General features: G+C 40.2%; 22 protein-coding genes, 2 pseudogenes and 1 riboswitch. Of the genes and pseudogenes, 10 read left to right on the forward strand and 14 right to left on the reverse strand.

What is annotated here, in order from left to right; all coding sequences use genetic code 11:
- Positions 1–15: 15 nt before the first annotated feature.
- The 10 genes and pseudogenes from KSHG_RS11760 to KSHG_RS11805 all read right to left on the reverse strand — a co-directional run bounded on the left by KSHG_RS11760 (position 16) and on the right by KSHG_RS11805 (position 10,295).
- Complete coding sequence (locus tag KSHG_RS11760) at positions 16–855, reverse strand: MetQ/NlpA family ABC transporter substrate-binding protein (protein ID WP_010306671.1); 840 nt, start codon at positions 853–855, stop codon at positions 16–18.
- A 49-nt stretch (positions 856–904) separates the two neighbouring features.
- A complete protein-coding gene (locus tag KSHG_RS11765) occupies positions 905–1,573 on the reverse strand; it encodes a methionine ABC transporter permease (protein WP_010306675.1) in 669 nt (222 codons plus the stop codon).
- Positions 1,563–2,591 carry a methionine ABC transporter ATP-binding protein gene (locus KSHG_RS11770; RefSeq protein ID WP_010306678.1) on the reverse strand — a complete coding sequence of 343 codons (1,029 nt, stop codon included), beginning with the start codon at positions 2,589–2,591 and terminating at the stop codon, positions 1,563–1,565. The genes KSHG_RS11765 and KSHG_RS11770 overlap by 11 nt, the downstream gene beginning before the upstream one ends.
- A 150-nt stretch (positions 2,592–2,741) precedes the next feature.
- Positions 2,742–2,847: riboswitch (SAM riboswitch) on the reverse strand.
- 53 nt (positions 2,848–2,900) lie between these two features.
- Positions 2,901–3,221: a thioredoxin family protein gene (locus KSHG_RS11775; RefSeq protein ID WP_010306681.1), complete on the reverse strand. Its 321-nt coding sequence runs from the start codon at positions 3,219–3,221 to the stop codon at positions 2,901–2,903.
- A gap of 16 nt (positions 3,222–3,237) precedes the next feature.
- Positions 3,238–3,579, reverse strand: coding sequence for a toprim domain-containing protein (locus tag KSHG_RS11780; protein ID WP_010306684.1), 342 nt, complete (start codon positions 3,577–3,579; stop codon positions 3,238–3,240).
- Between the two features lie 136 nt (positions 3,580–3,715).
- Positions 3,716–4,096 (reverse strand): glycine cleavage system protein GcvH, encoded by a 381-nt coding sequence (gene gcvH, locus KSHG_RS11785; protein ID WP_010306688.1) that lies wholly within the window; start codon positions 4,094–4,096, stop codon positions 3,716–3,718.
- Positions 4,097–4,243: 147 nt separating this feature from the next.
- Positions 4,244–4,601, reverse strand: a pseudogene (locus tag KSHG_RS16940) (arsenate reductase family protein).
- A gap of 269 nt (positions 4,602–4,870) precedes the next feature.
- Positions 4,871–6,655, reverse strand: a complete 1,785-nt coding sequence (locus KSHG_RS11795; RefSeq protein WP_010306699.1) for an acyl-CoA dehydrogenase family protein — start codon at positions 6,653–6,655, stop codon at positions 4,871–4,873.
- Between the two features lie 48 nt (positions 6,656–6,703).
- Positions 6,704–7,876 (reverse strand): acetyl-CoA C-acetyltransferase, encoded by a 1,173-nt coding sequence (locus KSHG_RS11800; RefSeq protein WP_010306704.1) that lies wholly within the window; start codon positions 7,874–7,876, stop codon positions 6,704–6,706.
- A gap of 28 nt (positions 7,877–7,904) precedes the next feature.
- Positions 7,905–10,295, reverse strand: a complete 2,391-nt coding sequence (locus KSHG_RS11805) for a 3-hydroxyacyl-CoA dehydrogenase/enoyl-CoA hydratase family protein (protein ID WP_010306708.1) — start codon at positions 10,293–10,295, stop codon at positions 7,905–7,907.
- 326 nt (positions 10,296–10,621) lie between these two features.
- On the opposite strand from KSHG_RS11805, the gene KSHG_RS11810 reads away from it, so the two are divergent.
- Positions 10,622–10,939 carry a thioredoxin family protein gene (locus KSHG_RS11810; protein ID WP_010306711.1) on the forward strand — a complete coding sequence of 106 codons (318 nt, stop codon included), beginning with the start codon at positions 10,622–10,624 and terminating at the stop codon, positions 10,937–10,939.
- Between the two features lie 94 nt (positions 10,940–11,033).
- The gene (locus KSHG_RS11815; RefSeq protein WP_010306715.1) at positions 11,034–11,555 is read left to right on the forward strand and encodes a C39 family peptidase; all 522 of its coding nucleotides are present in this window, start codon (positions 11,034–11,036) and stop codon (positions 11,553–11,555) included.
- Here KSHG_RS11815 and KSHG_RS11820 read toward each other — a convergent pair.
- The 3 genes from KSHG_RS11820 to KSHG_RS11830 form a co-directional block, all read right to left on the reverse strand.
- On the reverse strand, positions 11,524–12,402 hold the full coding sequence (locus KSHG_RS11820; RefSeq protein WP_010306719.1) for a 5'-3' exonuclease: 879 nt from the start codon (positions 12,400–12,402) through the stop codon (positions 11,524–11,526). The two genes, KSHG_RS11815 and KSHG_RS11820, sit on opposite strands and share 32 nt — an antisense overlap.
- A 70-nt stretch (positions 12,403–12,472) precedes the next feature.
- Positions 12,473–12,928, reverse strand: coding sequence for an OsmC family protein (locus KSHG_RS11825; RefSeq protein WP_010306723.1), 456 nt, complete (start codon positions 12,926–12,928; stop codon positions 12,473–12,475).
- Positions 12,929–12,940: 12 nt separating this feature from the next.
- Positions 12,941–13,402 (reverse strand): hypothetical protein, encoded by a 462-nt coding sequence (locus KSHG_RS11830; protein WP_010306726.1) that lies wholly within the window; start codon positions 13,400–13,402, stop codon positions 12,941–12,943.
- Between the two features lie 278 nt (positions 13,403–13,680).
- Between KSHG_RS11830 and amaP the strand changes: the two genes are divergently transcribed.
- The 4 genes from amaP (at position 13,681) to KSHG_RS11850 (ending at position 15,376) form a co-directional block, all read left to right on the forward strand.
- On the forward strand, positions 13,681–14,217 hold the full coding sequence (gene amaP / locus KSHG_RS11835; RefSeq protein WP_010306730.1) for an alkaline shock response membrane anchor protein AmaP: 537 nt from the start codon (positions 13,681–13,683) through the stop codon (positions 14,215–14,217).
- Positions 14,218–14,229: 12 nt separating this feature from the next.
- Complete coding sequence (locus tag KSHG_RS11840) at positions 14,230–14,439, forward strand: DUF2273 domain-containing protein (protein ID WP_010306733.1); 210 nt, start codon at positions 14,230–14,232, stop codon at positions 14,437–14,439.
- A gap of 12 nt (positions 14,440–14,451) precedes the next feature.
- Positions 14,452–14,892 carry an Asp23/Gls24 family envelope stress response protein gene (locus KSHG_RS11845; RefSeq protein WP_010306736.1) on the forward strand — a complete coding sequence of 147 codons (441 nt, stop codon included), beginning with the start codon at positions 14,452–14,454 and terminating at the stop codon, positions 14,890–14,892.
- A gap of 109 nt (positions 14,893–15,001) precedes the next feature.
- A complete protein-coding gene (locus KSHG_RS11850) occupies positions 15,002–15,376 on the forward strand; it encodes a VOC family protein (protein ID WP_010306738.1) in 375 nt (124 codons plus the stop codon).
- A 733-nt stretch (positions 15,377–16,109) separates the two neighbouring features.
- Here KSHG_RS11850 and KSHG_RS18420 read toward each other — a convergent pair.
- Positions 16,110–16,271 (reverse strand): hypothetical protein, encoded by a 162-nt coding sequence (locus tag KSHG_RS18420; RefSeq protein WP_154646911.1) that lies wholly within the window; start codon positions 16,269–16,271, stop codon positions 16,110–16,112.
- A 181-nt stretch (positions 16,272–16,452) separates the two neighbouring features.
- On the opposite strand from KSHG_RS18420, the pseudogene KSHG_RS16945 reads away from it, so the two are divergent.
- The 4 genes and pseudogenes from KSHG_RS16945 to dhaK all read left to right on the forward strand — a co-directional run bounded on the left by KSHG_RS16945 (position 16,453) and on the right by dhaK (position 21,462).
- Positions 16,453–17,852, forward strand: a pseudogene (locus KSHG_RS16945) (alkaline phosphatase).
- Positions 17,852–18,466, forward strand: a complete 615-nt coding sequence (locus tag KSHG_RS11865) for a DUF4352 domain-containing protein (RefSeq protein WP_010306741.1) — start codon at positions 17,852–17,854, stop codon at positions 18,464–18,466. The pseudogene KSHG_RS16945 and the gene KSHG_RS11865 overlap by 1 nt, the downstream one beginning before the upstream one ends.
- 139 nt (positions 18,467–18,605) lie before the next feature.
- Positions 18,606–19,583, forward strand: a complete 978-nt coding sequence (locus KSHG_RS11870; RefSeq protein ID WP_010306743.1) for a tRNA dihydrouridine synthase — start codon at positions 18,606–18,608, stop codon at positions 19,581–19,583.
- A 142-nt stretch (positions 19,584–19,725) separates the two neighbouring features.
- The gene (dhaK, locus tag KSHG_RS17790) at positions 19,726–21,462 is read left to right on the forward strand and encodes a dihydroxyacetone kinase subunit DhaK (RefSeq protein WP_010306747.1); all 1,737 of its coding nucleotides are present in this window, start codon (positions 19,726–19,728) and stop codon (positions 21,460–21,462) included.
- Positions 21,463–21,464: the final 2 nt, after the last annotated feature.

Below are 21,464 nucleotides of genomic sequence, written 5' to 3' on the forward strand. Positions count from 1 at the left end.
CTTTTTTTATGAAGATTATTTATTAACTGGAACGACTGAACCGTCCCATTCTTCTAAGATGAAGTCTTGGATTTCTTTCGAATGTAATACGTCTACTAATTTTTTAATCGCTTCATTGTCTTTATCTTTTGCATTTACTGCAATGACATTCACGTAATCAGAGTTAGAATCTTCGATTGCGATTGAATCTTTCGTAGGGTTTAGCCCTGCATCAAGTGCGTAGTTCGCATTGATGACAATCGCATCGCTTTCATCATTGTTGTACGTTTGTACTAACATTTCTGGTGCAACTTTCGCTTCGATTTTAATGTTTTTAGGGTTTTTGTCGATATCTTTAATTCTTGCCGCTGTTTTATCAACGCCCTCTTTTAACGTAATCAAACCATTCGCTTCAAGTAAAGATAAAATACGACCTTGCTCTGCTACTGAATTTGAAATGATGATTGTCGCACCATTTGGTAACTCATCTAATTTTTTATATTTTTTAGAGTATACAGCCATCGGTTCTACGTGAATGCCACCTGCACTCACGATATCGTATTTTGGATTATCTTTTAATTGTTGATCTAAGTACGGTTGATGTTGGAAGTAGTTCGCATCGATTTCACCGTCTGCTAAGTTTTTGTTCGGTAAAACGTAATCTTGATACGTTTTAACTTCTAAGTCGACACCTTCTTTTTTAAGAATCGGTTTCGCTTCTTCTAAAATTTCAGCGTGAGGTACATTTGAAGCCCCAACGACTAATTTCGTATCACCATCTTTGCTTGATGAACTATCATCTGAGCCACATGCTGCTAAACCTAATGCGAATGATGCTGTTAATAAACTTGCTACTAATTTTTTTGACGCTTTCATAATGTAAAATCCCCTTTTCGCTTTATATTTATATCGATACACCGAAGTGTTATCTTTTATCAATTTTTGCTGTAATAAAGTCGCCGACAAATTGAATGGCGAAGACGATTACTAAAATTAATACGGTTGCACAAAGCGTGACATCGCTCTTACTACGTTGGAATCCTTCGATGAACGCTAAGTTTCCTAAGCCACCTGCGCCAATAACACCGGACATCGCTGTGTAACCGACTAATGCAATCGCCGTTACTGTAATACCTGAAATGAGTGCTGGTAATGATTCTGGAATTAATACTTTCGTAATAATCGTCCACGTTTTTGCACCCATCGAACGAGCCGCTTCAATAACACCTTTGTCGATTTCGCGTAATCCGATTAATACCATACGTGCGTAGAAAGGTGCTGCTCCGATAATTAATGCTGGTAATGCACCGTTCACACCTAACATTGTGCCCATTAAATATTTTGTGAATGGAATTAAAATAATGACTAAAATAATGTATGGAATCGAGCGGAAAATATTAACGACTGCTCCTGTTAACCAGTTAGCTATTTTGTTTGCCCAAAGTTGATGTGGGCTCGTTAAAAATAATAAAATCCCTAATGCTAATCCAATAATAAAGGTTAAAACTGTTGAAATACTCGTCATGTAAAGTGTTTCTTTCACTGCGATCCACATCGTGTCCCACTCTACGTTTGGAAATAGTTTAGTCAACATCACTAACCACCTCCGATTTAATTCCTTTTTCGTTTAAGTATGCAATCGCGTCACTTAAATCTTGATCTGCACCTGTCAGTTGGACGATCAGCGTTCCGTAAGGGCCACTCTTCGTCGGTGAAATGTTCCCGTGTACGATATTCACGTCTACCGCAAATGTACGAATCAACTCGGTAATAACAGGTTGCTCTGCTTGTGCGCCAACGAAAAATAATTTAATTAATTTTCCTTGGTTATATTCTGCAACCATTTGAGCAATCGAATCTTTTTGTGTACCTGAATCGGAAATTTGAGATACGAAACGTTTCGTAATCGGCGCTTGTGGATTTTGGAACACGTCCAACACATCTCCTTGTTCGACGACCTTCCCTTTTTCCATCACGGCTACGCGATGACAAATTTTACGAATGACGTGCATTTCATGTGTAATTAAGACGATTGTCAGTCCTAACTTCTCGTTAATGTTTACGAGTAAATCTAAAATCGCATCGGTCGTTTCTGGGTCAAGCGCTGAAGTCGCTTCATCACAAAGAAGAACTTTTGGGTTATTTGCTAAAGCTCTTGCGATGCCGACACGTTGTTTTTGACCACCAGACAGTTGTGAAGGGTACGCTTTTTCCCGTCCTTCTAAACCGACGAGCTGAATCAATTCGAGCACGCGTTTTTGACGTTCTGCTTTTTTAACACCCGCAATCTCTAACGGAAAAGCAATGTTCTCCTCTACTGTACGTGACCAAAGAATGTTGAAATGTTGGAACACCATACTAATATCGTGTCGTGCATTTCGAAGGGCTTTGCCACTCGCTTCAGAGATGATAACGTCGTTGACGGTTACTTTACCAGATGTCGGTTTTTCTAAGCCGTTAAGCAAGCGTATCATCGTACTTTTTCCAGCGCCACTGTATCCGATAATGCCGAAGATTTCTTTATCTCGGATCGATAAATCTACTTGATCTACCGCTGTGAGAGAGCCGTTCGCTGTTTTATATTGTTTTGAAATATTTTCTAACTGAATCACTGTCATTCCACCTTTACTGACATTGCACAATCTTCTGAATTTTAAGTATTCAAAACGTGCAATCTCTTCAAACCTACATTTTTGAAAATAAAAAAACCTTCCCATTTTAAAAGAAAAATAGAAAGGTTTAACATATCGTGTCAAACCGTTCTCTCATCTTCCAAAGTAATAACTTTGTGTGAATTGGCACCTTATCGCAAACTGCGACGGTTGCCGGGCTTCAAAGGGCACTTCCCTCCACCTCTCTAAATAAGAGTAACGACATAAGTTCTTTATTAAGTTATTTGTTGTACCTACTTTAACACCAGTTTATTTTATCGTCAATGATTTATTTAAAATTTTTTCATACAAATTTGGTACGGATTGAAATGCGTACACTTTCTCTCTCAATTGCCCGTTCTCCGAAATGAGTAAACACGGGACACTTTCAATTTGATAATCATATGCAATTTGTTCGATAAAATTCAAGTTTGCTTTCCCCATTGGGATTTGAGGAAGAATTTGTTGCGTTACGTCCATTAATTTTGATGCGACTGCACACGTACCACACATCGGCGTATATAAATAAAATGCCGTTCTTTCATGCGACGCCATTTGTTCTTCCCACTGTTCTCTCGTCCAATCTTCCATGTATGTCAGTCCTTCTTTAAAGTAAATAAGCTGCTTTCACAGCAAAACCTTCTGCTGCTAAAATATGCGCTAAATAGTTACGCGGCGTATGCTCTACTTGTTTGTATTCTCTGCGCGTATAAAGATGAATCGCATTCGGCTCTACTCGTTTCATGAGCTTTCGAGACTTCTCACCGGATTCATCTGCATCAAACAATACGTACAAGTCACAGCCTTCATACGGTGCTAGAAGCTCTTCTAAACGACTTGCACTCACCGTACCATTCGTACAAACAATTTCAATCGGTTCATCCAACACAGGCAAGATTTGCAGTTTGTCTTGTCTGCCTTCTACGAATAATACTTGTTCGATCACCATCATATCTCTCCTAACGCGTATTCCTTTCCCTTATCATAACCTAACTTGTCGTTTGCTTAAAATATTGTGCTTATAAGATGAAAAAACCGCAGCCACAACGGGCTACGGTTTTTTTAACTGCACGTAATTGCTCAAATTATTCAGCGATTGCGTCTTTATATTGGTCAGCTGTTAATAATTCATCAACGTCTGCTTCATTTGCTAATTCAATTACGACCATCCATGCTTTTTCGTATGGAGATTCGTTTACTAGTTCTGGGCTGTCTTCTAAATCTTCGTTGATTTCGATAACTTTACCAGCTACAGGTAAGTATAATTCTGAAACGGTTTTTACAGATTCCACACTACCGAATGATTCGCCTGCACCGATTTCATCGCCTACTGCTGGTAATTCTACGAACACGATATCGCCTAGTTCTGATTGTGCGAATTCTGTAATACCGACTACTGCTTTACCGCCTTCAACTTTAACCCATTCATGATCTTCTGTGTAACGTAAATTTGTTGGAATGCTCATTGTTTAATTCCCTCCGTTTGTATGTAATTTCATATTTATTGTGTCATGTTTTTTTCCATTTTTCAAGACAATTTCCGAACTTTAATGAAGTCATACCTCTTCAATTTTCGTTTTTAAGGTATTTGATGCCCGTCTATAAAAGACAGTCTATTTCCATTTATCTTCGAATTCTTGTTCTTTAAAGCCTAAAGTAACGTTTTTACCGTCCGTAGTGAGTGGACGTTTAATTAACATACCATCTGAAGCTAAAAAGTGTTAATTGTTCGTCTTCTGACATTTCTGGCAGGCGATCTTTCAATTGTAACTCACGGTATTTCATACCCGACGTATTAAAGAATTTTTTTAACGGTACGCCACTTTGTGCGTAAAATTGGCGCAACTGTTCTTTCGTCGGTGTCTCCGTTGTAATATCATGTGCCTCGGCTGCAATATCCGCATCTTTGAACCATTTTAGCGCTTTTTTACACGTCGTACATTTCGGATAATGATAAACTTGAATCGTCATAGAACATCATTCGCCTCCTTGTTATTTCCTCTATTGTATAAACAAATGAAGGCCTTTGCAAATTGTATTAGGACATCATTCAAAGTTATTTTTATGAGCTTCATATGACGATATAAAAAAGAAGGTAAGACGCACCCACTACGTCTTACCTCCCCTTTTACATTTCTACAGTATATGGGAGTATTTGTGTAGTATGCACCGGGTAAAGCCTCTTACTTCCTTACCCGATGTTTGACACAAACTGGCACGTTACTATGGAATAACGCTCCTTATACGAAGAATTTCTCTGCAGCGATTAACGCATCAGCTGCTTGGCGTTTAAGGCGAATTGTTTTCTTCGGTGAATAACGACCGAACTTACGTAACGCTGAAAGCATCATACGTTGGTTGTCACCTGAAGAGGAGTTAACTAACGTATCACGTGCTTCTGCAAGGATCGTTTCGAATGCATCTTGGCTGAACACTTCTGTGTACAAGATTTTTTGTGCTGCTTTTTCAGCGCCATCACGGTCAACAGCTTTTTGTGTACGTAACACAGCTGATTCCATTGCGAATAATTGGTTCGCGATGTTTGCGATATTCACTAAAATCTCTTGTTCTTTTTCTAGCTCGTTGCCGTATTTGAGAGCGGCTGTACCAGCAGCAAGAAGCGCTACTTTTTTCGCCATTTTCACAAGATATTTTTCTTGTGCTAGTGGCTCATCTGAAATTTCTTCTGGCACCATCGTTAAAATTTCTTGTTGTAACGCTTGTGCTTGTTCTAATAGAGGAAGCTCGCCTTTCATTGCTTTCTTCATGAACGTACCCGGTACGATTAAACGGTTAATTTCATTCGTACCTTCAAAAATACGGTTAATACGTGAGTCGCGGTAAATACGTTCTACTTCGTATTCTTGCATGTAGCCGTAACCACCGTGTAATTGAACCGCTTCATCCGCTACGTAATCTAACACTTCAGAACCGAATACTTTGTTAATTGAACATTCAATCGCATATTCTGCAATCGCTTCTGCAATTTTGCGACCGTCTTTCTTCTCTTCGTCAGAGAAGCGCCCCATATTATCTTCAAAGTAACCAACTGTACGATAAATTAGTGATTCTGATGCATAAATTTGCGCTGCCATATTCGCTAATTTTTCTTTCGTTAAGTTGAATGAAGAAATTGGTGTGTTGAATTGTTTACGCTCATTCACATATTTAATCGTAATGTCTAATGCATGTTTAGACGAACCGATTGTACCTACACCTAGTTTGTAACGACCGATATTTAAAATGTTGAATGCGATTACGTGACCACGCCCAACTTCACCTAATAAGTTTTCAACTGGCACTTCTACGTCTTGTAAAATCAACGTACGTGTAGATGAAGATTTAATCCCCATTTTCTTCTCTTCTGCACCAGTAGATACGCCATCATACGCACCTTCTACGATAAACGCTGTGAATTTATCTCCGTCAATTTTTGCGTATACGACGAATACGTCCGCAAAACCAGAGTTTGTAATCCATTGTTTCTCACCATTTAATACGTAGTGTGTGCCTGCTTCATTTAAACGAGCAGTCGTTTTAGCGCCTAGTGCATCACTACCTGAACCTGGTTCTGTTAATGCGTATGCTGCGATTAACTCACCAGAAGCTAGTTTTGGAAGGTAGCGTGATTTTTGATCATCGTTACCAAATAATACGATTGGTAATGAACCGATCCCAACGTGTGCGCCGTGTGTAATAGAGAAGCCCCCGACAACCGCCATTTTTTCTGTAATTAAAGCAGAAGCAATTTTATCTAAACCTAAACCTTCGTATTCTTCTGGAACGTCTGCGGCTAATAAACCAAGCTCCCCAGCTTTTTTCAGTAGCTTCACAGAATGCTCAAACTCATGATTTTCTAAATTTGGAATTAATGGAACGACATCATTTTTTACGTAATCCTCTGTCGTTTTGGCAATCATTTTATGCTCATCTGTAAAATCTTCTGGTGTGAATACGCGATTAATATCTACTTCTTCCGTTAAAAAGCTTCCGCCCTTGATGATGTTTGCAGTGTTTTCAGTCATTATAATTCCTCCCATTTATGTTCATTTCATATCCCTTTGTTGCGTTATTTACAGTACTTCAAAGACGCCTGCTGCGCCCATACCGCCACCGATACACATCGTAACGACCCCATATTTTTTACCTTGGCGTTTTAATTCGTGAATTAGTTTCAACGTTAAAATTGAACCTGTTGCACCTAGTGGATGCCCTAAAGCAATCGCTCCACCATTCACATTCACTTTTTCAAGATCGATGCCAAGTTCTTTTACAACTTGAATCGATTGTGAAGCGAACGCTTCGTTAATTTCCCATAAATCAATGTCCTCGATTGATAAACCAGCAATTTTCAATGCTTTCGGTACAGCAACAATCGGGCCAATCCCCATGATTTCTGGTGGTACGCCGCCAACTGCAAAGCCTAAAAACTTCGCCATTGGTGCAAGACCTTGTTCTTCTGCATATTCACGGTCCATTACGAGAACAGCCGCCGCACCATCAGAAGTTTGTGAAGCGTTCCCCGCTGTTACACTACCGCGTACGTTAAACGCTGGGCGTAATTTCGATAACGTTTCTACTGTCGTTCCAGGACGAATCCCCTCGTCCATTTTAAATTCGAATTTCTTCTCTTTTAATTTATTTTCATCGTCTACTGAGCGCTGCGTCACATTGACTGGCACAATTTGATCATTGAAACGACCTTCTTGAATCGCACGAATCGCATTTTCATGTGAGCGTACAGCGAAAGCATCTTGCTCTTCACGCGTTACGCTATATTTCACTGCTACGTTCTCTGCTGTATGCCCCATGCTCGTATAATACTGTGGTGCTTCTTCTGCAAGCTTCACGTTTGGACGTACGACATGTCCCATCATTGGAACCATCGTCATCGACTCCGTACCACCTGCAATGACCGCTTTTGCATGACCGAGCATAATACTTTCTGCCGCTTGTGCAATCGTTTGTAAACCTGATGAACAGAAACGATTGACCGTTACAGCTGGTGTCGTATCTGGTAATCCCGCAAGCGCTCCGATATTTCGTGCAATGTTCATGCCTTGCTCTGCTTCTGGCATCGCACAACCGATAATTAAATCATCAATTTCACCTGAGTAGTTCGCACGTTTTAACGTTTCTTTTACGACTAAAGCGCCTAAATCGTCTGGACGTACTGTTTTTAATGAACCTCTTCCTGCTTTACCGACGGGTGTACGAGCACCTGCCACAATAACAGCTTCACGCATATTCGAATCCCCCTTATTTGAACGTTTATTAGTTACGTAATGGTTTCCCTTTGACTAGCATATGTTGCATACGTTGTTGTGTGCGTTGGCTCTTCACAAGATCGATAAATGCCTCACGCTCTAAATCTAATAAATATTGTTCATCAACAAGTGTTCCGTATGGTACGAGACCACCTGCTAAAACGAATGCTAATTTTTTCGCAATTTCAACGTCGTATTCTGAAGCATAACCTGAGTTTGCTAATCCTTCTGCGCCTAATAATAACGCGGCATAACCTGGCTCTCCGACAACTGGAATTTTCTCACGAGTTGGTGGTTGATATCCTGCTTGCACTAAGCCAAGAACTGCTTGTTTCGCATCGTATAATAAGTGATCTGGATTCACGCTTACACCGTCTACAAAGTTTAAGAAGTTGTTATCACGTGCTTCTTCCGCAGACATCGACACTTTCGCCATCGCAATCGTTTCAAACGTTTTGTTTACGATGTTTTGTAAATCAAAGTTGATGCCTTTCGGTAATCCTTGTAATTGTTTCATGTACAATTCTTTGTTACCGCCACCACCTGGGATGACACCAACGCCGACTTCTACTAAGCCCATATACGTCTCAGATGACGCTTGGATATGCGAAGCAGCTAAACAAACTTCCGCGCCGCCACCTAATGTCATATTATACGGTGCTGCAACGATTGGTTTACGGCTATACTTCATGCGAAGTGTTCCTTGTTGGAAGCCATGTACAATCGATTGTAGCTCGAAGAAATTATCATCTTCCGCTTCCATTAAAATCATTGCTAAGTTCGCACCAACCGAGAAGTTTTTACTTTGGTTGCCGATTACAAGCCCAACGAAGTCATCCGTTTGGTCTAATAAGTCGATTGCGTAGTTGAGCATTTGCATCGTATCCATTCCTAAAGAATTTGATTTCGATGTAAATTCAAGAAGTAGTACGCCATCGCCGAAGTCAATCACGCTTGCGCCTGCATTTTGTTTTAATACGCCATTTTTCTTCTTGTATGTTGCTAAGTCGATTGCTTTTTCATTACGTGGTACTTTCACGTAATCTGTGCCGTCGAAGTAGTGCAGTTCGTCATCAATTTTCGTATAGAAAGAATCGTACCCTTTATCTAACAATGCGTTGACGATGGCTGGAATTTCTTTTCCTTCTGCTGTTAAACGTGCAACCGATTTCGTTACACCGATTGCATCCCATAATTCAAATGGTCCTTGCGTCCAACCGAAGCCCCATTTCATCGCTTGGTCGATGCCGACAATATGATCTGAAATTTCACCTGTTAGCTCTGCTGAGTAAAGAAGTGTCGGCGCAATGATATTCCAAAGTAACTCACCTGTACGATCTTCCGCATACACTAACGATTTCACGCGATTGCTCAAACCTTTTTGTTGCTTCGCAAATGCGATTGAAGGTGTATTCAATTGTTTACGTTCTACGTATTCAAATGAATCTACATCTAGTTCTAAAATTTCTTTTCCTTTTTTCAAGAAGAAACCTTGACCAGATTTTGCACCTAACCAACCGTTTTCAACCATTTTTAATAAGTAATCAGGTACTTCGAATACTTTTTGTTCTTCGCCTGTCGTATTGTCATACACATTGCGTGCAACGTGTACGAACGTATCTAATCCGACAACGTCTAACGTACGAAGTGTCGCTGATTTAGGACGACCGATTAATGGACCCGTAACAGAGTCTATTTCACCAACAGAGAATCCTTTGTCGCGCATTACTTGTAGCGTCACCATTAAGCCGTACGTACCGATACGATTACCGATAAAGTTTGGCGTGTCTTTTGCAACGACAACGCCTTTACCGATTTCATCTTCACCGAATTTTACAATGTACTCAAGCACTTCTGGGTCCGTATATTTTGAAGGAATCACTTCCAATAATTTTAAATAACGTGGCGGGTTGAAGAAATGCGTTCCTAAGAAATGCTTTTGGAAATCTTCTGAACGACCTTCTGCCATTGCATCGATACTAATACCTGAAGTATTCGACGTAACAATTGTTCCTGGCTTACGCACAGATTCCACTTTTTCAAAGAGTGATTGTTTGATTGCTAAATTTTCTGTTACAACTTCGATGATCCAATCAACTTCCCCAAGTTTTTTCAAATCATCTTCTAAGTTACCTGTTGAAATTTTTGCTAAGCTTCTCTTCGTAGTAAGTGGTGCTGGTTTTTGCTTTAAGAGTTTCTTCATTGCACTATCTACAAATCGATTGCGTACCGCTTTTGATTCAAGCGTTAATCCTGCTTTTTCCTCAGCCGCTGTTAATTGATTTGGTACGATATCAAATAAAATCGTTTCAAATCCACAATTCGCTAGGTGTGCCGCGATGCCAGAGCCCATCACTCCTGATCCGATAACCGCAACTTTCTGAATACGTCTTACCATAAAACAATTCGCCCCTTCCAATTTGAATGAATAATCATTCATTTTATCTGTAAAAAAATTTTGCCTTCAATTTCTAAATACAATATAGCATGATTGCCAAAATTTATGCAATACAAAAATACGTTTTTTCGTTAAAAAAGTGTCATATTTTCTACTTCATCATTTTTATTTCTTTATGAAAGCTTTGTGTGTAAGCTTTTCCATCTATCATTTCATTTGACGAAAAAAGAAAGTTTTTCTTTCTTCTATTTTATTTGAGCAACTTCCTTCCTGTCTTTTTGAAAACAGTGTAAACTACTAGGTAGAACTTATGAGGAGGATTCAACATGCAACCAATTACTACTGTTGAACAATTTAACGAAATTATTACATCACAAGAGGACGTTATCGTAAAATTTTACGCTGGCTGGTGCCCAGATTGCACACGCATGAACATGTTCATCGATCCAATCATCGAAAAATATAATAAATACACTTGGTATGAATTAAACCGTGATGAACTACCTGAACTTGCTGAAAAATACGAAGTAATGGGAATCCCAACACTTGCAGTATTCAAAAACGGCGAAAAAGTAGGTCACTTACATAGTGCCAATGCTAAATCTCCAGAACAAGTAACAGATTTCTTAGACGCACAAGCTTAATCCGTTACACATTCATAAAGAAATCTCGAAATCCTCAAGGACTTCGAGATTTTTTATACGCTTTACACTTTTATTTTTGAAAGGGTGGTACACGATGAAAAAACTTTATGCGAACTCTCAATATACGAAAAGCGTCCTCCCTGCCTACCGCTCCTCTGCTTGCGGTGCGACGACGGTTGAAGCGATCTTGCACTACTATGAAGGGCGTCCTTTTTCTATTAATCACTTATATGAGCAGCTCGGTACGTTGCCGATTGGACTATTCGCTTTCCAATTAATCCGTCGGCTGCGAAAATTACTCGGTCCCTGTTGGACGATTCAAAAAGTAACGTGTCGACGTGCAACCGAATTACTAGACGTAGGTGAGCCCATCGCGTTAAAATTTGACCGCTATTTCACGCCATTTTTCTATAAAAAAGCACAGTACAATTATCATTGGACTGTGCTCGTAGCGTATGAATATGATGCGAACGGTCGCTTGCAATTAATCGTAGAAGACTTAGGCACAAAAACGCGAGAAAGCCGCCGACAAACAATCGATTATTTACACAATGCGCATGCGCTCACATTCGTACAAATAACGCCTAATAACCGAATGTTGAAACGGCATGATTAGCAATCAACTTATATTCGTTTTGACGAAGAAGTGCTAATTTTTCTTGCGTCCATGTCGGTAAAATCAAATCATTCAATGTTGTTTCAATTGGCACTTCCGTATTAATACGTGCTAATTGTAATGACAGTTGCAGCATCTCGATATTTTCTTGAATTTTCTTTTGTTGCCCTGGTTTTAATTCTGAAATGGCATTTAATACACCGTCAACAGAACCATATTGCTGAATTAGTGAAAGAGCTGTTTTCGGACCGATTCCTTTCACGCCTGGATAGCCGTCACTTGAATCGCCCATAAATGCTTTCACGTCTGCAAATTGTGCAGGCTGAATGCCATACTCTTCTTCAAAACGTTGTTGGTTGTACGGGTTGTATTCCGTATAACCTTTTTTCGTTAAAGCGATTGTCGTATTCGGATTGACGAGTTGTAATAAATCTTTATCGCCACTCACAACTGTAATTTGCGCATCGTTTTTCCAGCGCTCTACGAATGATCCGATTAAATCATCCGCTTCCATTCCTTTGACACCAAAGTTTTTCCAGCCAATCATCTCAGACACTTCACGTGCCATATCAAATTGAGGCAGCATTTCTTCTGGGGGTGCTGTACGATTTGCTTTGTAGCCATCGAATAATTCATTTCGGAATGTGTGACTGCCCATATCCCAACAAACGGCCATATGCGTTGGGCGAATTAAATTTTGAGCGCTCAATACGTGGCGTGCAAAACCTTGAACGCCGTTCGTCGGTGTACCATCTTGTTTCGGGAAGAATTGGCGCATCGGTGCTGTCGCATAGAAAGAACGGAACAGTAAAGCCATTCCATCTACGAGTAAAATATGTGGTTGCATAAAAATTTCTCCTTTAAAAAACTGCCCTTCATCCTGTGCGGTGCACAAATAAAAAGGACAGTCTGCTTTTTTAAATAACAGGTGCTACTTGAATTGTTGCTTCCACTTCTAATTGTACATTACCTCGCAACGCTTTACTAATCATGCACGTTTCTTCCGCTTTGATTGCGAAGCGATTCGCACGTTCAATTTGAGCCGGTGTCGCATTAGGCATTAACACAATCGTCGGTTTGTGCACAATTTTTTTGTACGTGAACACACCATTCGTCACATCGACCGTTCCGACCGACTGCAACGTTTGCGTATTCGTTTGAATATTTGCACGTTCTAATAGCGCTGCTAACGTAATCATATAACACGTCGCTGCGGCACCGAGTAGCATCTCATCTGGGTTCGTCCCAATGCCTGGTCCGTCCATCTCTTTCGGAATCGACACGTTCGTTTGTAAATTCCCTGCGTTAATATCCCCGACCGCATTTCTCTCTCCCGGCCAACGTGCTGTTAAGTGAAATAAATGTTCTGTCATGAAAAAAACCTCCTAATTTGAAAATGGATAATATTTTTCCGTATACGGATTAAATGCGTAACGATGGATGACGTCCTTTTTCTCAACTGACATTAAATACACTTCCGTCCCATCATAATCAACAATTTTATCGCTATATTCACGATCTTTTACGATTTTGCCGCCTTCTGTGCGTACGATTAATGCTTGCGCATCTTCCACATTTACTTTCGGAATATCTTTCTCATAAATGAACGGCGCAATTACTAATAATGCGAACGCAACGAGCGTCATAATGTCTTTCTTACGAAATTGTTGCTGTTCAATTAAAACGAAATACGCAATGAAAAAGACGATGTTCCCTACGATTACATATGTCGCCATATCCCCTAATCCGTTAATCCAGTTATACTGCTTTCCTCTAAAATAAAAATAAATAATTTCTATAAATGAAAGGATTAAAATACCGAGTAGCAGTTTTTTCCTTTTTTCCAAGTAAAGTCACCTCAATAATAAATTCGTCATTTCATTTTACCATGAAAAGAATTCGTTCCTTTTCATTTTTATATAGACGCGAAATGACAGCTAGTAGTTTCTTACGATGTATGTCCTAAAAAAGATTCACCATTTTCAAAAAAATGTTTATTTTTACATGAAATAAGTCATTAATTAACATTTTTTATTATTTAAGAGAAATTTTCGTTTAATTTCATACAAAGAAGGTAAGAGATATAAGAGCACTTTTAAGTTTCACGAATAAAGGCGGTGAACAGATGAAACGATTCATTAGTTTTTTATTTGGCCTCTTTTTACTTGCTCTAATCGGTGTATTCACCTTTTTGTACGTCGACAATTCTAACATACGACAATACCAAGAAGACTTGCTCGCGCAAAACTGGTTCGAACCAACTTTATTAGCTTGTGCGATCGTTGGTCTACTTATTGCACTTGGCTTTGTCATATTCGGATTGAAGCCTTCTCACAAAAGGAGCGGTCTTTATTTGAAGTTCAACGATGGTGAAATTTACATGAACAAAAAATCCATCGAAAAAGTTGTCCTTCATACGATTGAACGCTATGATGCGATACGCCAACCTACAGTGAAAGCCAAATTGTATCAGAAGAAGAAAATGTCTTATATCGACATTAGCGTCGACATGCTCGTCGCACAAACCGACAACGTTCAGTCTTTATTGACTAGCTTGAAGGAAGATATTAAGACGCAAACCGAACACTTTAGCGAGATGCCTGTTCAGGATATTAAGCTTAATGTCCTCGATCAAAAATCCGTTAAAAAACGCGTGTTATAGGGAGGGATCACATTGAAATCCGATTCATTTGCCATCTGGTTTAAGGAGTATAAATGGCGCGTCCTTCTCATCATCGCGATGATTATTATAGGTGTGCTCTTTATTACAGTCGGCTTTTGGAAAACCATATTAGTTATTGTTTTGGCAGCCATTGGATTTGTTTTAGGTTATGCAAAAGATCGAACGGAAGATTTCCTCAGATTTATTGACAAATTTAGATAGGAGCGATGGAAAATGACAGAAAATAACAATTTTGAAAAACAATATAACGACCAAACAGGTGTAAACAAAAATGAAGGACCGGTATTTAAAGATACGCTTTCGTTTGACGACAGTGTCATCGAAAAAATCGCTGGTATCTCTGCACGCGAAGTACAAGGAATTCTTGATATGAAAGGTGGCTTCACATCTCGTTTCAGTGGCGGCGACAACGTAACAAAAGGGGTTTCTGTTGATGTAGGTGAGAAACAAACAGCTGTCGATTTAAAAGTGATTTTAGAGTATGGTCAAAGCGCACCCGTTATTTTCAAAAAAGTAGCGTCAATCGTGAAAGACCAAATTAAATACATGACAGGTTTAGACGTTGTCGAAGTGAATGTTCACGTAAGTGACGTCATGACAGCGAAAGAATTTGCACAAGAAAATAGTAAACAATCGAACTCAGATTTAAAATAAAGAGTGAATCGTTCGCTCTATTAAAGGGAAATGCTTCTGCATTCCCTTTTTTTATTGCTTTCTTTTCAGAAATTCCGTATGCTCATTTTATGAAATGAGGAGGGATTCGATGATTCAAAAATTACATCAAGTGATGCTTTACGTAAACGATCAACAAACCGCACGCCAATTTTGGGAAGAAAAAGTAGGTTTCTTCGTAAAATCTGATACGACAGAAAACGGCTTACGCATTATTGAAATTGCGCCATCAGAACAAGCTGAAACGTCACTCGTATTGCACGATAAACAAACGATTGAGCAAATGTCCCCTGAACTAGATTTAGGCACTCCTTCTCTTATGTTTGAAACAGATAATATTCGTGCCCTTTACGGTACGCTCCAAAATAACGGCGTCACAGTTGGCGAACTCGTTGTTCTCCCATTCGGTACAGTATTTAACTTTGCAGATGACGAACAAAATTACTTCGCTGTAAAACAGGCATAATACAAAAAAGAAGCTGGGACAAAACCCTAGCCAATAAGAAAAGACATGCACGATTGGAACTGACCCACGAAAGTGAGACAGTGAAAAAGATGCTTCTTTTAAGCCAAATGTGACGGACGCTTTCCTGGGGCATGGCAGAAGCCTCCTCGCTCGCAAGCTCACTGCTGGGGTCTTCTGCTCATGCTTTTCCCCTAGGAGTCGCCGTCAAATTTTTATTAAACCATCTTTTTCCGGTATTGTACTGGAGAAAGATGGTTTTACTTTGCTAAAATCCGAGTATTCTTACAGTAGTTGATATATGCTTGAACGCTTTGAACGACAATGTCATTTGTTATTCTCAAAAGCCCTTCAAGATCAAATGTTTCGAACGTTAGGCATGGCATGGAATGTTCCAATTAATTCTTTTTCAAACGGTCCTTTTCCGACACGATCTTGTTTACCGATTAGTTGTTGTAAACAATGTAACCCCCTGTTTTATACCACTTCAGCCATTGATAAAGTTGACTGTCATTTTTAATCCCACATACGTTCATCATTTCTTTCACTGCACTTGTGCCAACTTCCTCTTCATCACTTTCATTTTTGTTTCATATGAATATTTTTTTCCATCAAAAAACACTTCCAAAGATTTGATCCCTTTGAAAGTGTCTTTTCCTTTTTATGTTGTCTCAGATTTTTAGGTCCGTTCCATTTTATTTAAATCATGAATGTCTTTTTTCGTACTCTATATTTATTAAAAGTTCGCTAACATTTCTTTTAATTCTTCGATTTGTTCTGTCGTTAAAGCGATTAACTCCGTCGTCATTGCGTTCAATTCGCCTGCTTTTAATTGGACTAATGCTTCTTCTGCTTCTTTCAGCATGAATTCTACGTCTTCTTTTTTTAAAATAGCCATGTGTAAACTCCTTCAATCATAGTACTAGTAGTGTAGCATATTTCAAAAGCTCTCCAAAATTTTACGAACGTGCAAACCGCCACTTTCTTTACATACGCTTTATATTTCTTTACATGAACGCTATGCTCGCTTAACATTCGTCAACTAAAGTAAAGTTATACCATTTGAAGGAGGCTTTTACATGCACGCTTGGACTAAAAAGTGGACGACATTCGTCGCAAGTTCTGCCATTGCTTTCACCGCATTCACAGCAATAAATGAGGATGCCGAAGCAAAATCGAAAAAGAAAGAAACACCGCAAAACATCATTTTCTTAATTGGTGATGGAATGGGCAATTCCTACACTTCGGCTTACCGCTATTTGCAAAATACACCTTCTAAACAATTCGTATCTCAAACGACACTAGACCGTTATTTAATCGGACAACAAATGACCTATCCAGAAGATCCAGCTCAAAATGTAACGGATTCAGCTTCTGCTGCCACTGCTATGTCAGCAGGTGTTAAAACGTATAACAATGCCATCGCTGTCGACAATGATCGTCAAAATGTCAAAACCGTACTCGAACGCGCAAAAGAGTTAGGTAAATCAACTGGACTCGTGGCGACGTCTGAAATTACACATGCAACACCAGCAGCATTTGGTGCACACGATGAATCTCGTAAAAATATGGATGCGATAGCAGATGATTATTTTGACGAACGCGTCAAAGGAAAGCACAAAATTGACGTACTACTCGGAGGCGGTAAATCTAACTTCGTTCGAACGAATCGTGATCTAACGAAAGAGTTTAAGCAAGCAGGCTATAACTACGTCACGGACTTAGAAAGCCTTCAAAAAATAAAAAAGGACAGCTACTCGGCTTATTTGCAGATGGCGGCCTCCCGAAAAAAATTGATCGTTCAGCAGACGTCCCTTCCCTTGCCAATATGACCGATGCCGCTTTGAAACAACTTTCAACGAATAAAAAAGGCTTCTTCCTTATGATAGAAGGAAGCCAAATTGATTGGGCTGGTCATGATAATGACATCGTCGGTTCGATGAGTGAAATGGCAGATTTCGATGCTGCATTTAAACGTGCCATTGCCTTCGCAAAAAAAGATAAAAACACCCTCGTCGTTGCAACAGCTGACCATTCAACAGGCGGTTTCTCTATTGCAGCTGGTGGTGACTACAATTGGAAACCAGAAGCGATTAAAGCCTTTACGAAAACACCTGACTATATCGCTCAACAAATTGTAGACGGAGCAAATGTAGAACAAGCATTAAAACAATACATTCAACTCGATTTAACGAATAAAGAAATCGACAGCGTCAAACAAGCAGCTACGTCAAATAAATTAACGACGATTGATAATGCAATTGAAGCGATTGCCGATCAACGTTCCAATACGGGTTGGACGACTGGTGGGCATACGGGTGAAGATGTGAATGTGTATGCTTATGGTCCACATGCGTCAGATTTTGCAGGTCAAATCGATAATACAGACCAAGCGAAGCTCATCTTCAAATTACTCGAACAAAAATCCAAAACAAAAACGGTCATTCATGATGCACAAATGACAGAGGGCTCGCACTAATGCGCCCATTACTTCTTCTTTGTGTGACCGCTTTATTGCTGCTTACAGGCTGTCAGCAAAATGAACCGAAAGCGACTGCCGAAATTGATACGTCGTATGCAAAAACGTATGACGGAAATCCCCAGATTCCAGATGACCGAACGCTGACGAAAATAGGCGATACATTGCAAGCAGAAAAAGGCTTTCTAACATTAGAGGCAGCGAATTTCCAAACCGAAACGATTCATATCGCAGACGTTACGCTGACTGTTCATGACACGAAGCGCATGACGCTTGAGCCCGACTACAGTATGATGGACTACTTTCACATGTTGACCGAAGAGACGGAATTTAGCATTGTGAAAGCATTCGTAACGATTAAAAATGAAGGAAAAGAACCGGTCGTCTTTTCCCCTGTTGCGCAAATCGAATCGACTCATGGCATACAAACGTATGAACGTGATATTTATTTGGATGATGTAACCGGAAAAATAAATCCCGGTGAAACGAAACAAGGCAACATCGGCTACATCATTGACCCGGAAGAAAACAAATGGACAGTCCAAACGACCCCCGTTTATGATGTCCATGAAAAATCAATTGCTCATCCGAAAACATATACGCTACAACCGTAGTACAGTGAAACGAAGGATTCCCCGCATCCTTCGTTTTTTGTTTACGTGAAAATATAAAATCTATGCATCTCCTCGCTAGAAATGATACTATTACAAATGAGTTTATTTTTGAAATGTACCACAAGGAGAAGATATTACAATGAAGAAAGAAGATAATTTTTGGCAACAATTACCGAAGCCATTTTTCATATTAGCACCAATGGAAGACGTAACGGATACTGTATTCCGTCATGTCGTTAGTACAGCTGGACGCCCGGACGTATTTTTCACCGAGTTTACGAACACAGAAAGCTACTGTCACCCAGACGGTAAAGAAAGTGTACGTGGTCGTCTAACATTTACAGAAGATGAGCAACCACTCGTTGCACACATTTGGGGAAACCGTCCTGAATGCTTCCGTGAAATGAGTATCGGCATGAAAGAACTTGGCTTCAAAGGTGTCGACATTAACATGGGGTGTCCCGTACCGAATGTCGCATCACGCGGGAAAGGTTCTGGTTTAATTAACCATCCTGAAACAGCTGCAGAAATCATCCAAGCGGCAAAAGCAGGCGGTCTTCCAGTCAGCGTCAAAACACGTTTAGGCTATACAGAAATCGACGAATGGCACGAATGGTTAAAACACGTGCTTCAACAAGACATCGCCAACTTAACGATTCATTTACGTACGCGTAAAGAAATGAGTAAAGTAGATGCACACTGGGATCTCATTCCAGAAATCAAAAAATTACGTGACGAAATCGCACCACAAACGACATTAACGATTAATGGCGACATTCCAAACCGTCAAGTCGGTTTAGAATTAGCTGAAAAATACGGCATCGACGGCATTATGATTGGTCGTGGTATTTTCACGAACCCATTCGCATTCGAAGTAGAAGCGAAAGAACATAGCGTTCAAGAATACTTGAATTTACTTCTTTTACAACTTGATTTATTCGAGCAATACCGTGAACAAGTGCCACGTCAATTTACGCACTTACACCGTTTCTTCAAAATTTACGTTCGTGGATTTAGCGGTGCAGCTGAACTACGTAATAACTTAATGAATACAAAATCAATCGAAGAAGTACGTGCACTCGTACAACCGATTATCGATGAGCTAAACGCTCAATAAATCGCATCAAAAAAGCGTCTGTTTCAGCAACTGAAATGGCGCTTTTTTCGTCTACATAAAGAAGGTTTTCACACGTATAAAATAACGTGAATATAGTATGATGAAAAAGAACAATAACGCATACGATGGGAGAAATTATGCAATGAAAAAATTAATGAATCAAGCTGAAAATGTCGTGAAAGAAATGTGCCAAGGGCTCGTTTTAGCACAGCCTGAATTACAATTCAATGAAAAATATAAAATCATTTCAAAGAAACAACAAAATCCACAAAAAGTTAGTTTAATTAGCGGTGGCGGAAGCGGACATGAACCCGCTCATGCAGGCTTCGTCGGGGAAGGTATGCTGGACGCGGCAGTATGTGGTGATGTATTCGCATCCCCTTCTCAAATTCAAGTGTATCAAGCATTGAAACAAGTCACTTCTGAAGCGGGCACGCTTATGATTATTAAAAACTATAGTGGTGATATGATGAATTTCAAAAACGGTGCAACGCTTGCCGAAGAAGACGGATTAAACGTCGAATACGTCAAAGTGGCAGACGATATCGCTGTAGAAGATAGCTTATACACAGTCGGTCATCGTGGTGTCGCAGGAACGATTTTCGTTCATAAAATTGCCGGTGCCTCTGCCGAGCGTGGCGATGCACTAGCAGAAGTAAAACGAGTAGCTGAAAAAGCGGCCGCTTCGATTCATAGCCTTGGCTTCGCCTTCACGTCTTGTACCGTACCAGCGAAAGGTACGCCAACCTTCACATTAGCAGAAGACGAAATGGAGTACGGTGTCGGAATCCACGGTGAACCTGGAATTCGTCGTGAAAAAATCATCGGTGCAGATGAACTTGCGGTGAAAATGGTCGATGACTTACTAAAAGATTTCGGTGATGTTAAAGAAATAGCTCTTTTAGTTAACGGCTTCGGTGCAACCCCACTACAAGAACTGTACATTTTCAACTATAGCGTGATTCGTGAACTGATGAAACGAAACGTCATCGTACATCGTACATTCGTCGGCAACTATATGACGAGCATCGATATGGCAGGCGCTTCCCTTTCTCTTATGAAACTCGATGACGAATTGAAAACGTTGTTGAATGCGAAAGCTTCAACACCTGCTCTACGCATTGACGGTGAAGTCGCACCAATCGAATTACCTGAACAAGAAGAACAACGAGAAATAGCTGCGCGTTTTGACGTAGAAACAGATGACGCATTTGCGACAATTCAAAACGAGCAATTCACACGTGAGAATTTACTATACGTCATCGACCACATGAGTGCGACGATTATCGAAAATGAAATTCCATTTTGTGAATTAGATGCGCACGCTGGTGACGGTGACTTCGGTATGAGCGTTGCGAAAGGATTCAAACAATTGAAACGTGAATGGCCATCGGTTCGTGCGACGACTTCAATTAGCGAATGCTTACACGCCATCTCCCTCATCATTATGGAACATTGCGGTGGTGCGTCCGGTCCAATTTGGGGATCGGCATTCCGTAGCGCTGCGAAAAATGTAGAAGGTAAAGAAACCCTTTCTGTTGAAGACTTCGCGGCGATGCTTCAAGCCGCTGTTAAAGGCATTCAAGTAACCGGTGAACGCTCATTCGGTCGTGGTGCAGTCGTTGGCGACAAAACGCTTATCGATGCACTCGTTCCGTGTGCGGACGCTTGGTCACAAGTAGCAAGTACGACAACGTTTAAAGAAGCGTTCACAGCAGGTGCAGAAGCGGCTGTTGAAGGTGCTGAAAAAACGAAAGAAATCGTTGCACGCATGGGTCGTGCAGGTACAGTCGGCGAACGTAGTATCGGTTATCCAGATGCAGGTGCATACGGTCTAGGTGTCATCTTCACCGAACTTGCGAAAGCGATGCAAAAATAAAT

Origin of the sequence: Kurthia senegalensis (assembly GCF_000285595.1) — a bacterium.
Taxonomy (GTDB): domain Bacteria; phylum Bacillota; class Bacilli; order Bacillales_A; family Planococcaceae; genus Kurthia; species Kurthia senegalensis.

Bases quoted from the DNA above. Each gene is read 5' to 3' on its own strand.
- KSHG_RS11775 (WP_010306681.1), bottom strand. From the start codon at position 3,221: ATGGAAGATTGGACGAGAGAACAGTGGGAAGAACAAATGGCGTCGCAT.
- KSHG_RS11825 (WP_010306723.1), bottom strand. From the start codon at position 12,928: ATGACAGAACATTTATTTCACTTAACAGCACGTTGGCCGGGAGAGAGA.
- gcvH (WP_010306688.1), bottom strand. From the start codon at position 4,096: ATGAGCATTCCAACAAATTTACGTTACACAGAAGATCATGAATGGGTT.
- KSHG_RS11795 (WP_010306699.1), bottom strand. From the start codon at position 6,655: ATGACTGAAAACACTGCAAACATCATCAAGGGCGGAAGCTTTTTAACG.
- KSHG_RS11870 (WP_010306743.1), top strand. From the start codon at position 18,606: ATGAAGAAAGAAGATAATTTTTGGCAACAATTACCGAAGCCATTTTTC.
- KSHG_RS11820 (WP_010306719.1), bottom strand. From the start codon at position 12,402: ATGCAACCACATATTTTACTCGTAGATGGAATGGCTTTACTGTTCCGT.
- KSHG_RS11850 (WP_010306738.1), top strand. From the start codon at position 15,002: ATGATTCAAAAATTACATCAAGTGATGCTTTACGTAAACGATCAACAA.
- KSHG_RS11865 (WP_010306741.1), top strand. From the start codon at position 17,852: ATGCGCCCATTACTTCTTCTTTGTGTGACCGCTTTATTGCTGCTTACA.
- KSHG_RS11845 (WP_010306736.1), top strand. From the start codon at position 14,452: ATGACAGAAAATAACAATTTTGAAAAACAATATAACGACCAAACAGGT.
- KSHG_RS11815 (WP_010306715.1), top strand. From the start codon at position 11,034: ATGAAAAAACTTTATGCGAACTCTCAATATACGAAAAGCGTCCTCCCT.
- amaP (WP_010306730.1), top strand. From the start codon at position 13,681: ATGAAACGATTCATTAGTTTTTTATTTGGCCTCTTTTTACTTGCTCTA.
- KSHG_RS18420 (WP_154646911.1), bottom strand. From the start codon at position 16,271: ATGGCTATTTTAAAAAAAGAAGACGTAGAATTCATGCTGAAAGAAGCA.
- KSHG_RS11760 (WP_010306671.1), bottom strand. From the start codon at position 855: ATGAAAGCGTCAAAAAAATTAGTAGCAAGTTTATTAACAGCATCATTC.
- KSHG_RS11810 (WP_010306711.1), top strand. From the start codon at position 10,622: ATGCAACCAATTACTACTGTTGAACAATTTAACGAAATTATTACATCA.
- KSHG_RS11765 (WP_010306675.1), bottom strand. From the start codon at position 1,573: ATGTTGACTAAACTATTTCCAAACGTAGAGTGGGACACGATGTGGATC.
- KSHG_RS11805 (WP_010306708.1), bottom strand. From the start codon at position 10,295: ATGGTAAGACGTATTCAGAAAGTTGCGGTTATCGGATCAGGAGTGATG.
- dhaK (WP_010306747.1), top strand. From the start codon at position 19,726: ATGAAAAAATTAATGAATCAAGCTGAAAATGTCGTGAAAGAAATGTGC.
- KSHG_RS11780 (WP_010306684.1), bottom strand. From the start codon at position 3,579: ATGGTGATCGAACAAGTATTATTCGTAGAAGGCAGACAAGACAAACTG.
- KSHG_RS11800 (WP_010306704.1), bottom strand. From the start codon at position 7,876: ATGCGTGAAGCTGTTATTGTGGCAGGTGCTCGTACACCCGTCGGTAAA.